Source organism: Thioalkalivibrio sp. ALMg13-2 (assembly GCF_000381185.1).
Taxonomy (GTDB): domain Bacteria; phylum Pseudomonadota; class Gammaproteobacteria; order Ectothiorhodospirales; family Ectothiorhodospiraceae; genus Thioalkalivibrio; species Thioalkalivibrio versutus.
Genome location: NZ_KB906136.1, coordinates 1 through 12,084 on the forward strand (window position 1 = coordinate 1; position 12,084 = coordinate 12,084).

Below are 12,084 nucleotides of genomic sequence, written 5' to 3' on the forward strand. Positions count from 1 at the left end.
CACCGGGAAGTAGCTGGACAGGGTGGGCTGGATGTCGGCGTCGATCAGCAGGACCTTGTAGCCGAGGTCCGCGAGGTAGGCGCCGAGGTTGGCCGTGACGGTGGTCTTGCCGACACCGCCCTTGGTTGATGTGGTCGTGATTCGGACTGTCATAATGGTGCCCCTTGGTACTGGTGTGTTTACCAGTCCTCACGGGTCACCTGACGTAACGCCCTCTACATTGTTTGGTCACCGGCACCGATTCGTAATCGATAGGTCGGAGGTTCGACTCCTCTCGCCGGCACCATCTTTTTCTGTGGTTTTCCCGCGTCCGCTCAGCCCCGGTTGCCGCTGCGCTGCGGGCGGCTGCCTCCGCCGGAGCGCGGGCCACCGCGGCGATCGTCGCGCGGCTTGCGCGGGCGCGGTTTCGGCTTGACCGCATCCTGGAACAGGCGTGCCGGGTCCACGCTCGCGGTGGGGATGCGCTCGCCCAGATAGCTCTCGATATCCGGCAGGTAGAAGGCCGAGTCCTCGCAGCCGAAGCTGATCGCGTCACCTTCGGCGCCCGCACGTGCGGTGCGCCCGATACGGTGCACGTAGTCCTCGCCGGACTGCGGCAGATCGAAGTTGAAGACATGCGTGACCGCCGGGATGTGCAGCCCGCGGGCGGCCACGTCGGTCGCCACCAGGTAGGTGTATTCGCCAGCGGCGAAGTGTTCCAGCAGCTGCGAGCGCTTGTTCTGCGGCACGTCGCCGGACAGCAGCGCGGCCTTCTGGTCGTTCACGTTCAGCCAGTCGCAGACCTTCTCGGCGCCGTGCTTGGTGTTCACGAACACGATGGCGCGCTCCGGCTTGAGGTCGCGTGCGAGCCCGAGGAGCAGCGGGATCTTTTCGTCGTTGGCCGGGTAGTAAATCACCTGGCGCACGCGGTCGGCAGTCAGGGTCTCGGCCTCGACCTGGACCTTTTCCGGATTGTTCATGTGCTCGTACGCCAGCTCCATCACGCGGAAGGACAGCGTGGCGGAGAACAGCATCGACAGGCGTTCGCTGGCCGGCGCGCAGCCACGCATCAGAAAGCGCACATCCTTGATGAAGCCGAGATCGAACATGCGATCCGCCTCGTCCAGCACCACCACCTCCGTGTGCTTGAGCCCGAAGACCTTCTGCTTGAAGTAGTCGATGATGCGTCCGGGCGTGCCGATCAGGATGTCGGCGCCGGCCTCCAGCTGTTCGCGCTGGCTGTCGTAGCCGGTGCCGCCGTAGGCCAGCGCGAGCTTCAGCCCGGTCTCGGCGCCCAGCGATTCGGCATCCTTGTGGATCTGGATCGCCAGTTCGCGGGTCGGGGCCAGGATCAGGGCGCGCACGTCCGTGGGCCGCCGGTTGGGCGAAGGCTGCTGGCGCAGCAGGCGGTTGAAGGTCGCGATCAGGAAGGCGGCCGTCTTGCCGGTCCCGGTCTGGGCCTGGCCGGCGACGTCGTGGCCGGCCAGCGCGATCGGCAGGGTCTGTGCCTGGATCGGGGTGCAGGTTTCGAAACCGGTGGCGCGGATGCCCGCCTGGACGGGTTCGGGCAGATCGAGCTGGTCGAAGCGGGGTGTGTCCTGCACGGTTTCGGTCATGGGGTTCCTCGGTTCCTGCGTATTACTTGAACTGTCCGGCGTTGATCGTCGATAGTAAGGGCCGTGCAGCCGGCGGTGCGGGCTGCTCCCCCAACCCAAGTCATGAGGGCTCGGAGTGAGCGACAAAATTGTGTACACATCGGACGCCGGTTTCGACGAGGACGTCCTGAAGGCGGATCAGCCGGTCCTGGTGGACTACTGGGCCGAGTGGTGCGGGCCCTGCAAGATGATCGCCCCCATTCTGGACGAAATCGCCGAAGAATACGCCGGCAAGGTCAAGGTCGCCAAGCTGAACATCGACGAGAACCCGTCCACGCCGCCGAAGTACGGCATCCGCGGGATCCCGACGCTGATGCTGTTCAAGAACGGCGATGTCGAGGCCACCAAGGTCGGTGCCCTGTCCAAGTCGCAGCTGACTGCGTTCCTGGATCAGCACCTGTAACACCCGGGCCTGGCGGTTAACCGCCAGGCCTCGCAGGCGCCCGGCTTCACCGGGGTTGCCCCGCGCCGCCGCCTCGCTTACCATCGAACCAGTTCGAGTGGCCGCCAGGCCATTCCCTGCCTCCTTCCAGTCAATCCGAGTGACCACCCCCGGTCGCCGATCATCCACGTTGAACACAGCATCCCACGCATGAATCTGACCGAATTGAAGCGGATGTCCGCTGCCGATCTCGTGGCCTTTGCCGAAGAAAAAGGCATCGAGAACATGTCCCGTGCCCGCAAGCAGGAGATCATCTTCGCCCTGCTCAAGGCTCACGCGAAGAGCGGCGAAGCCATCTTTGGCGACGGTGTCCTCGAGATCCTCTCCGACGGCTTCGGCTTTCTCCGCAGTGCCGACAGCTCCTATCAGGCCGGGCCGGACGACGTCTATGTCTCGCCCAGCCAGATCCGACGCTTCGGACTGCGCACCGGCGACACCATCTCCGGCAAGATCCGCCCGCCCAAGGACAACGAGCGCTACTTCGCGTTGTTGAAGGTCTCGGAGATCAACTTCGAGCCGCCGGAGAACGCCAAGCACAAGGTGCTGTTCGAGAACCTCACCCCGCTGCATGCCAACAAGCGCATGCGCATGGAGCGCGGCAATGGCTCCACCGAGGACATCACCGCGCGGATCATCGACATCGTCTCGCCGTTCGGCAAGGGCCAGCGCGGCCTGATCGTCTCCCCGCCCAAGGCGGGCAAGACGCTGATGCTGCAGAACATTGCCCAGAGCATCGCCGGCAACTACCCCGAGTGCTATCTGATCGTCCTGTTGATCGACGAGCGCCCGGAAGAGGTCACCGAGATGGACCGCATGGTTCAGGGCGAGGTTGTCTCCTCCACCTTCGACGAGCCGGCCCAGCGCCACGTGCAGGTCGCCGAGATGGTGATCGAGAAGGCCAAGCGCCTGGTCGAGCACAAGCGCGATGTGGTGATCCTGCTGGATTCCATCACCCGCCTGGCGCGCGCCTACAACACCGTCTCGCCCAGCTCCGGCAAGGTGCTCACCGGTGGTGTGGATGCCAACGCCCTGCATCGCCCGAAGCGCTTCTTCGGTGCCGCGCGCAACGTGGAAGAGGGCGGCAGCCTGACCATCATCGCCACCGCACTGGTCGAGACCGGGTCGAAGATGGACGAGGTGATCTACGAGGAGTTCAAGGGCACCGGCAACATGGAGCTCCAGCTGGAGCGCCGCATCGCGGAGAAGCGCATTTATCCTGCGATCAACGTGAACCGTTCCGGCACCCGCCGCGAGGAGCTGCTGACCGCACCCGAGGAGCTGCAAAAGCTCTGGATCCTGCGCAAGTTCCTGCACGGCATGGACGACATCGAGGCCATGGAATTCCTGCTCGGCCGCATGCAGTCGTCCAAGACCAATTCCGAATTCTTCGACCAGATGAAGCGCAGCTGACAGGGGGCGGGCGCAGCCCGTCCCCTGTCAGCGCGAGCGCCAGCGAAGCGATCGCCCCACGCAGCCCCGGTCCCTCCCGGCTTGGCGCTCCGAGCCCTCCTGGTTGCCCGCAGAGGGCACGGAGCGCATAGAGAAGGCCCATTCTGGTCCAGCGGGATTGCAGGGCTGTTGATTCGCAGGGGATGGCAAGTTGCCGGAAGCCCGGTTACGGGCGTACCCCAAAAGGGTCCACGCCTTCTGCGTTGTGCATGATCCAGCGGTGTCTACCGCCCCCGACAACCCCCTGCGCCCTTCTCCGTGTCCGCTGTGCCCTCTGTGGTGCGGCGATCAGACGAGCCTCCTCGCCGGTCGCAGCCCGGATGGCGTTCAGCCCGGGACCGGCTCGAAGCTGATCAGCCGGTCCAGGCGCCACCATTGCCGCCGGCCCTCGGCGTCACGCAGGATCAGGTACTCCGCGCTGCGCCGGGTGCGCAAGTCCAGCGGCCGCACGATCGCGATGCGGTCCATCTCCCCGCGGCGCCAGTGCGTGCGCAGGGACTGACCGCGCAGGATGGCCAGCTCCAGCTCGGAATAGCGCTCGCAGTCGATCGGGGTATACGGTGGCGCCGCGCTCACTCGCCCTCCCGCTGGGCAGCGACGCGCGGAATCTCCTCGTCGCCGGCATCCTCGCGGCGGAACACGATGGGGGCACAGCACACCGCGCAGTCCTCGACCCATTCGCGGTCATTGCTGACCATGTCCACCGTGATCTCGCCGGGCTCGCCGCACCAGGGGCAGGCGAAATCAACAAACTCGACGGGACGCATTATCGACCCTCCTCCCGGCCCGCGGGCCAGGCTATCGGCGTGGCGATCGAGTCCTGCGGAGTCCCTTCCGGAAGAAAACGCTCCAGCACGTCATTGAGAAACGCCAGGCCCCGTTCCGTGGCCTGCAGGCGCTCCGTATCCGCCCCCAGCAGCCCGTCCGCGCGCAGTTCGGAAAGCGCCGGCTCGAGCGTCGCCAGCGGCAGGCCGCAATGCGCCTCGAAGCTCGCGGCCGGAACACCTTCCACCAGTCGCAGCGCGTTCAGCATGAACTCGAAGGGGCGCTCCGCCGTCGGCACGGTCTGATCGTTGTGCTGCTGCGGCCCGGCGAGATAGGCCTCCGGCTGGCGCGGCTTCACCCGCCGCAGGATCGTGCCATCGTGCACCTGCGTCAGCTTGCCGTGGGCCCCGGCGCCAATGCCGAGGTAGTCGCCGAAGGTCCAGTAATTGCGGTTGTGGCGACATTCCTGCCCCGCGCGTGCATAGGCGGATATCTCGTATCGAGTATAGCCAGCCGCCGCCAGATGGGACTGGCCGCGGGTGAACAATTCCTCGATTGTGACGTCCTCCGGCAGTTCGGGTGGGCGCGCCGCGAACAGGGTGTTCGGCTCGAGGGTCAGCTGATACCAGGAGATGTGCCCCGGGTCCTGTTCGATGGCCGCTTGCAGGTCCGCCAGCCCGGCCGCCACCGACTGACCCGGCAGGCCGAACATCAGATCCAGATTGATCGCCTCGAAGCCGGCGGCCCGGGCATGTTCCACCGCGTCGCGGGCCTCGGTGGCGCCGTGGATGCGGCCCAGCCGGGCGAGCATCGCATCGTCGAAGCTCTGGACACCCAGCGACAGCCGATTGACCCCGGCCTCGCGGTAGCCGCGAAAGTAGGCGCGATCGGCGGTGCCAGGGTTGGCCTCCAGGGTCACCTCGCAGTCCGGGCGCAGCGGCAGGCGGGCACGCAGACCGGACATGAGAGCGTCCAGCGCCTCCGGCGGGAACAGGCTCGGGGTCCCGCCACCGATGAACACACTCTCCAGCCGCCGCCCCCATACATCCGGGAGCTGGCCCTCCAGATCCCGCAGCAGCGCCGCCACGTAGTCGTCGAACGGCGCCTCGCCGCGGGGCTCGTGGGAGTTGAAGTCGCAGTACGGACACTTGCGCACGCACCAGGGCAGGTGCACGTACAGCGCCAGCGGCGGCGGATGGATCAGGGCGGAGTTCATGTGCGGAGCATAGGCGAGCCCCCGGGTGGCGTCGAAAGCACCCAGTCCCGTCATTGCGGCCTCCGACGTCTGGGTTTTCGCGCCGATCGCCTCTGCGCTTCGCGCCTCGCGATGACGGTGACCGGAATCACGGTCATCGCGAGCGCCGCAGGCGCGCGGCGATCTCCCGGGCCGGACCCCGACGCGGGCCCGAATATGCGCCGGGGTATCGTCGGGAGGTTGCCACGGCCCCTGCGGGGCCTCGCAACGACGGGCACAAAGACACCGTTATCACGAGGCGCGCAGCGCCGTGGCGATCTCCCTGGATGCGCCCCGGAGCCAGGCAGGACCGGGTGTCAGGCCGTCGGGTTGCCCATACGGTTGCGCAGGCTGGCCACGAGCTGTTGCAGGGCCTGGCCGCGGTGGCTCAGGCGGTTCTTGGTCGCCGGGTCCAGTTCGGCCGAGGTGCAGCCTTCCTCCGGAACGAAGAACAACGGGTCGTAGCCGAAGCCCTCGGCGCCGCTGGCCTGCTCGGCGATGCGTCCGGGCCACACGCCCTCGGCGATGATCGGGGCCGGGTCCTCGGCGTGTTCCAGGTACACCACCACGGCGCGGAAACGCGCACCCCGCTGTTCCGGTGGAACGCCTTGCAACGCCTCCATCAGCCGCGCGTTGTTGGCGGCATCGTCGGCGTCCGTACCGGCGTAGCGCGAGGAGTAGATCCCCGGCTGGCCGCGCAGGGCCTCCACCTCCAGCCCGGAGTCGTCGGCGATCGCTGGCAGCCAGGTATGCCGGGCTGCGTTGCGCGCCTTCAGGATGGCGTTCTCCACGAACGTCAGGCCGGTCTCTTCGGCCTCCGGCACGCCATGCTCCGATTGCGGCTCGACCGCGAGGCCCAGCGGCTCCAGCAGGGTGCGGATCTCGCGCAGCTTGCCGGGGTTGCCGGTGGCCAGCACCACGCGCCGCGGTTCGCCCGTCATGCCTAAATCAGCCTTCGGCCAGAACGGCGCGCTGGGCGTCGCAGATCTCGCGGATGCCCTTCTCGCCCAGATCCAGCATCTGGTCCAGCTCGTCGCGGCGGAAGGCGTGGCCCTCGGCCGTGCCCTGGATCTCGATTACCCCGCCGGCCTCGTTCATCACCAGGTTCAGGTCGGTCTCGGCCTGGGAGTCCTCGTCGTAATCGAGGTCCAGCACCGGCGTGCCATTGAAGATGCCCACGGAGACCGCTGCCAGGTGTCCGTGCAGCGGGTCCTTGCGGATCAGGCCCTGTTCGCGTGCCTTGCGGATGGCATCGCGCAGCGCGACGTAGGCCCCGCTAATCGCGGCCGTGCGGGTGCCGCCATCGGCCTGGATCACGTCGCAGTCGACGATGATCTGGCGTTCGCCGAGGGCCTCGAGATCAACCGCGGCACGCAGTGAGCGGCCGATCAGGCGCTGGATCTCCATGGTGCGACCGCCCAGCTTGCCCCGGGCGGCCTCGCGCACCATGCGCTCGTGGGTGGAGCGCGGCAGCATGCTGTATTCGGCGGTGACCCAGCCGCGGCCCTTGTTCTTCAACCACGGCGGCACGCGCGACTCCACCGTGGCGTTGCACAGCACGCGCGTGTCCCCGAATTCCACCAGTACGGAACCCTCCGCGTGACGGGTGAAATGGCGGGTAAAACGCACGGCGCGCATCGCGTCGGCTGCTCGGCCACTGGGTCGCATGCTGTGATCCTTGCTAGATTTGAGAGGGGCGCAGTATACGGGCCATGAGTGTAGTGCGTCGCCCAGTGGGGTAACGCACTACACTCATGCCTTGCGCAGCAGGGACCGCAACGGGGGAATAATGATTACCAGCATGACCGGATTTTCCCGGCACGCCATCACCCTGGACGGGGGCGTGTTCGACTGGGAGCTCAAGAGCGTCAATCACCGCTACCTGGAGCTGCGGATCCACCTGCCGGATCACCTGCGCTCGCTGGAGGCCGAGGTGCGTAAGCGCCTCAAGGGCCACTTGGCACGCGGCAAGGTGGACGTGGTGCTGCGCGACCGGGGCCAGGCGGACAACGCCCCGGAGGCCTTCGATCAGGAGCGCGCGCAGGCGCTGATCGATGCCTGCGCGGCGATCGAGCGAAGGATGCGCAATCCGGCCCCGGTCTCGCCGCTGGACGTGCTGAGCTGGCCCGGCGTCCTGCAGGGCGCCTCGGATGCCGGCGAGGTCCTGGCGGAGCCGCTACTGGCCGGCTTCGACACCGCGCTGGAGGCCCTGGTCGCAATGCGTACGACGGAGGGGGCGGCCCTGGCCGATGGCATGCGCACGCGCCTGGAGGCCCTGGCGGAGCATGCCCGGACGGTCCACTCGCGGCGTCAGCCGATGCTCGACGAGCAGCGCGAACGCATCCTGGCGCGTATCCGCGAACTGGACCTGCACCTGGACCCGAAACGCCTGGAACAGGAGGTCGCGTTACTGGCCCAGCGCATGGATATTGCCGAGGAGCTGGATCGCATCGACGGTCACGTGGCGGCCGTGCGCGAGATCCTGGACCAGGGCGGGCCCAGCGGTCGGCGGCTCGACTTCCTGATGCAGGAGTTCAACCGCGAGGCCAACACCATCTCCTCCAAGTCGCACGATCTGGAGATCACGCGTGCCACAGTGGAAATGAAGGTCCTGATCGAGCAGCTGCGCGAGCAGGTGCAAAACCTGGAATAGCGCGATGCGCCGGTTTCGCCTGCGCCTGGCGATCTCGCGCCAGGAGATGGAGGACTACTACACTGGCCGCGCCGCGGTGGTCTTTGCGCAGGCCGACAGCGGCGAAAGCGTGCAATTCCCGGCGCGGCTGCTGCGCAGCCATCTGGATCAGCGCGGCGTGCATGGCGTGTTCGAACTGATCACTGACGATGACTACAAGCTGAGGGAGTTTCGCCGTGTGTAAGGGAGGCGTTCCTCAGCCTGCACAATCGGCGCGAGTGCGGGCCAGTACAGTGAGCGCCGTCTCTCTCAGGCCCTTGAAAACGCGGGAAGTGTCCCCTAACTGTAAGGGTGAGTCAGATGACACCCACACAGGAGGGAATGCCATGACCATGACCCGCTACGAACCGTTCAGCCTGCTCGGTCAACTGTCGCGCGAACTTGGGCGCATGCCGGACATGCCCGGCACCGAGGACTCCGCCGCGACCTCCGACTGGGCCCCCGCAGTGGACATCCGCGAAGAGACCGATGCCTACGTGCTGCATGCCGATATCCCCGGGGTAGACCCGAAGGACATCGAACTGCACATGGAGAATGGCGTGCTGACCCTGCGCGGCGAGCGCAAGCACGAAAGCGAGGAAGAGAAGGATGGCTACAAGCGCATCGAACGCGTGCGTGGCTCGTTCTTCCGCCGCTTCTCGCTGCCGGATACGGCGGATGCCGAAAACATCTCCGCGCGCAGCGAGAACGGCGTGCTGGAGGTGCGCATCCCGAAGCAGGCCCGCGTGCAGCCGCGCCGGATCCAGATCGAGAACTGATCCGGCCTCACGCGCCCGGTGGGGATGCTCGCCCACCGGGCGAGACACGGGCGCTGCCCCGGGTTTCCACCCGCGGTGGCGCCCGTTTTTTTGAACCTTGGGAGGCACGGATCTTTTTCTGCGGCTCGTGTTTCCCGGGGTGACAGCCGCATCCCGGCTATCATGTGGCGGGATCCGGGTGTCACCCGAGGACTCAGACGCAATCGCTCGAGGAACGCAATGGAATACAAGGATTACTACAAGGTCCTCGGTGTGAGCCGCGACGCGAGCCAGGACGAGATCAAGAAGGCCTACCGCAAGCTGGCGCGCAAGTACCACCCGGATGTCAGCAAGGACCCGGACGCCGAGACCCGCATCAAGGAGGTCAACGAGGCCTACGAGGCCCTGGGCGACGCGGAAAAGCGCAAGGCCTATGACCAGCTGGGCTCTAACTGGCGCCAGGGACAGGACTTTCGTCCGCCGCCCGGCTGGGACGGCCGGGCGCAATACGGCGGTGCCCGCGGGGGCGCCGATGCCGGCGGCTTCTCGGACTTCTTCGACTCGATCTTCGGCGGTGGCGGCATGGGTGGGGGGCGTCGCCGTGGCGGCGCCGGCTTCAACATGCGCGGCGCCGACCGCGAGGGGCGCGTGGACATCAGCCTGGATCAGGCGCTCAAGGGCACCGAGGTCTCGGTTCAGGATGCCGAGGGCCGGGTGCAGCGCGTGCGCATCCCCGCCGGGGCCAAGGATGGCTCGCGCCTGCGGGTGCGCGGCCAGGGCGACCCGGGCGTTGGCAGTGGTGGCGCCGGCGACCTACTGCTGGAGATCCGGGTCAAGCCGGACAATCGCTACACGCTGGACGGTCGCAACCTCTACCGCGACATCCCGATCACCCCTTGGGAGGCCGCGCTGGGCGCGACGATCGAGGTGCCCACGCCGCATGGCTGGGTCAACCTGAAGGTCCCGGCCGGTACCCAGTCGGGCAAGCAGATGCGCCTGAAGGGCAAGGGACTGCCGGGCAAGCCACCGGGTGATCTCTACCTGAAGCTGCTGGTGCAGGTCCCGCCGGAGGATGAGGCCGGTGACTGGTACCGCAAGATGGCCAAGGAGTCGTCCTTCGCCCCGCGCGCCAACCTGGCGCCCTGATCGAGGATCGCCCATGCGTCGGCTGGTTCCCCTTCTGATCCTGGCCCTGGCCCTGCTCGGGGCCGCGCCGGCCACCGCCCAGCTGCCGGCGGCCGTGGACGGCCAGCCCCTGCCCTCGCTGGCGCCGATGCTCGAGCGCACCATCCCCGGGGTGGTGAACATCGCCACCCGCTCGCGGGTGGTGGAGTCGGTCAGCCCGCTGTTCGACGACCCCTTCTTCCGCCGTTTCTTCGATGTCCCCGAGCGTTCGCGTGAACGGGAACGCCAGGGTCTGGGCTCCGGCGTGATCGTGGACGCCAAGGCCGGCACCATCCTGACCAACAGCCACGTGATCGCGCGCGCCGACGCGATCCTGGTCACGCTCTACGATGGCCGCCAGTACGAGGCCGAGGTGGTGGGCACCGACCCGGCCACCGACGTCGCCGTGATCCGCATCGACGCGGAGGACCTGCAGGCGATCCCGCTGGCGGATTCCGACGCCCTGCGCGTGGGCGACTTCGTGGTCGCCATCGGCAACCCCTTCGGTCTCGGTCAGACGGTGACCAGCGGCATCGTCAGTGCCCTGGGCCGCAGCGGACTGGGTGGTGACGGCTTCGAGGACTTCATCCAGACCGATGCCTCCATCAACCCTGGCAACTCCGGCGGGGCGCTGGTCAACCTGCGTGGCGAGCTGGTCGGAATCAATACCGCCATTCTCGCGCGCGGCGGGGGCAACATTGGCATCGGCTTCGCGATCCCCGCCAACATGGCCAGCCAGATCCGCGACCATTTGCTGGCGGAGGGTCGTGTCGAACGCGGCGCGCTGGGCGTGGAGATGCAGGACCTGACCCCGGCGCTGGCCCAGGCCTTTGAGTTGGATATTTCCCAGGGCGCCGTGATCACGCGGGTGGTGCGTGGATCCGCCGCCGAACGCGCCGGCCTCCAGAGCGGAGATATCGTGCTGCGGGCGGACGACCAGCCGGTGCGCAGCGCCGGCGACCTGCGCAACCGGCTCGGCCTGCTGCGCGCCGGTTCCGATGTGCGCCTGGATGTCCTGCGTGACGGGGCCGAACAGCGGATCGTGGCCCGCCTGGATCGCCCCGAAGAGCGGCGCATCGAGGGCGCGGCCGTGCACCCGCGGCTGGAAGGTGTTCGCTTGTCCGAGGCCACCGGCCGTGACGGGGGTAGTCGCGTGGCGGTGATCGCGGTGGAGCCCGGCACCCCGGGGGCGCGCGCCGGCCTGCGCGCGGGCGACGTGTTGCTGGCCATCAACCGACAGCGCATCCAGCGCCTGTCCGACCTGCCGCAACAACTGGCCGCACACCAGACCCTGGAGCTGCAACTGCGTCGCGGCAACCAGACCCTCTTCCTCACCCTGCGCTGAGGACCGGCCGTGTTCCATTGCGCCCAAGGCCGCGCGCAACTCCGTCACCCGGCGCACCCCCGTGTCCACTGTTAAGCCGGCCTTATCCTCCGGCCCACCCCGTCATCCCGGCCGGAGCGAAGCGGAGAGCCGGGATCTCCCGCGCTGGAGCCTCCGCGGACGCCCGGCTCATCTCCGGCGGTGGAGATCCCGGATAACCGCTGTGAGGTTTCCGGGATGACGATGTGGGGGCGGCCGGGATGCCCCATGTCCTGAGCTGGGCCCCGTAGGAGCCTGCTCGCAGGCGAAGCTCCTGCCAAAGTCGGACGCGGGCAGGGCCCTTCGCCTGCAAGCAGGCTTGTATGTTTAACCCCGGCAGGCCTAGAAAGGGTCTGTCGGGGTGGAGGGACGAGGCCGGCATCTGGCCTGTGGCACAGACGGTAGGAGAGTTCGTCCCACCCCTCACCTTAAACGCCGATAAGGAATCGATCGGCACGGGACCGACGATAGATGGCAAGCCAGCGTTCGGTGAGGCCCCGACAGACAACTCCAAGCTAGCTCGGGAGGTGTGATGATGGCAACGCATCGGATCGGGGTCGATGTCGGCAAGGCCGAGTTGTGGATCAGCATCGACGGTGAAACC

14 protein-coding genes are annotated in these 12,084 nt (G+C 67.4%); 7 read left to right on the top strand and 7 right to left on the bottom strand.

Features of this window, described 5'->3' with window-relative positions; all coding sequences use genetic code 11:
- A partial coding sequence (locus F618_RS15055; RefSeq protein ID WP_038071665.1) for a ParA family protein occupies positions 1–153 on the bottom strand: 153 nt, incomplete at its 3' end.
- Positions 154–314: 161 nt separating this feature from the next.
- Positions 315–1,595, bottom strand: a complete 1,281-nt coding sequence (locus F618_RS0113830) for a DEAD/DEAH box helicase (protein ID WP_019568916.1) — start codon at positions 1,593–1,595, stop codon at positions 315–317.
- A 115-nt stretch (positions 1,596–1,710) separates the two neighbouring features.
- On the opposite strand from F618_RS0113830, the gene trxA reads away from it, so the two are divergent.
- The gene (gene trxA, locus F618_RS0113835; RefSeq protein WP_012983830.1) at positions 1,711–2,037 is read left to right on the top strand and encodes a thioredoxin TrxA; all 327 of its coding nucleotides are present in this window, start codon (positions 1,711–1,713) and stop codon (positions 2,035–2,037) included.
- Between the two features lie 189 nt (positions 2,038–2,226).
- A complete protein-coding gene (gene rho, locus F618_RS0113840; protein WP_018649579.1) occupies positions 2,227–3,486 on the top strand; it encodes a transcription termination factor Rho in 1,260 nt (419 codons plus the stop codon).
- 366 nt (positions 3,487–3,852) lie between these two features.
- Here the strand turns inward: rho and F618_RS0113845 are convergent, their stop codons facing one another.
- The 5 genes from F618_RS0113845 to rph all read right to left on the bottom strand — a co-directional run bounded on the left by F618_RS0113845 (position 3,853) and on the right by rph (position 7,192).
- Entirely contained in the window at positions 3,853–4,101 is a 249-nt protein-coding gene (locus tag F618_RS0113845) for a transcriptional antiterminator, Rof (protein ID WP_018168682.1), read from the bottom strand.
- A complete protein-coding gene (locus tag F618_RS0113850; RefSeq protein ID WP_018649577.1) occupies positions 4,098–4,292 on the bottom strand; it encodes a CPXCG motif-containing cysteine-rich protein in 195 nt (64 codons plus the stop codon). Before F618_RS0113850 ends, F618_RS0113845 begins: the two co-directional genes overlap by 4 nt.
- Positions 4,292–5,560: a radical SAM family heme chaperone HemW gene (hemW, locus tag F618_RS0113855; RefSeq protein WP_019568917.1), complete on the bottom strand. Its 1,269-nt coding sequence runs from the start codon at positions 5,558–5,560 to the stop codon at positions 4,292–4,294. Before hemW ends, F618_RS0113850 begins: the two co-directional genes overlap by 1 nt.
- A 281-nt stretch (positions 5,561–5,841) precedes the next feature.
- Positions 5,842–6,465, bottom strand: coding sequence for an RdgB/HAM1 family non-canonical purine NTP pyrophosphatase (gene rdgB / locus F618_RS0113860; protein WP_019568918.1), 624 nt, complete (start codon positions 6,463–6,465; stop codon positions 5,842–5,844).
- Positions 6,466–6,472: 7 nt separating this feature from the next.
- Positions 6,473–7,192 (bottom strand): ribonuclease PH, encoded by a 720-nt coding sequence (gene rph / locus F618_RS0113865; RefSeq protein ID WP_019568919.1) that lies wholly within the window; start codon positions 7,190–7,192, stop codon positions 6,473–6,475.
- A gap of 121 nt (positions 7,193–7,313) precedes the next feature.
- Here rph and F618_RS0113870 point away from each other — a divergent pair, with 121 nt between their 5' ends.
- From F618_RS0113870 to F618_RS0113890, 5 genes are all read left to right on the top strand, one after another.
- Positions 7,314–8,177: a YicC/YloC family endoribonuclease gene (locus tag F618_RS0113870; protein ID WP_019572104.1), complete on the top strand. Its 864-nt coding sequence runs from the start codon at positions 7,314–7,316 to the stop codon at positions 8,175–8,177.
- Between the two features lie 4 nt (positions 8,178–8,181).
- Positions 8,182–8,400, top strand: a complete 219-nt coding sequence (locus tag F618_RS0113875) for a DUF2835 family protein (RefSeq protein WP_018144873.1) — start codon at positions 8,182–8,184, stop codon at positions 8,398–8,400.
- Between the two features lie 142 nt (positions 8,401–8,542).
- A complete protein-coding gene (locus tag F618_RS0113880; protein ID WP_018175884.1) occupies positions 8,543–8,974 on the top strand; it encodes an Hsp20/alpha crystallin family protein in 432 nt (143 codons plus the stop codon).
- A gap of 219 nt (positions 8,975–9,193) precedes the next feature.
- Entirely contained in the window at positions 9,194–10,099 is a 906-nt protein-coding gene (locus F618_RS0113885; protein ID WP_018144871.1) for a DnaJ C-terminal domain-containing protein, read from the top strand.
- Positions 10,100–10,112: 13 nt separating this feature from the next.
- A complete protein-coding gene (locus F618_RS0113890; protein WP_019568920.1) occupies positions 10,113–11,462 on the top strand; it encodes a Do family serine endopeptidase in 1,350 nt (449 codons plus the stop codon).
- The last annotated feature ends 622 nt before the right edge of the window (positions 11,463–12,084 follow it).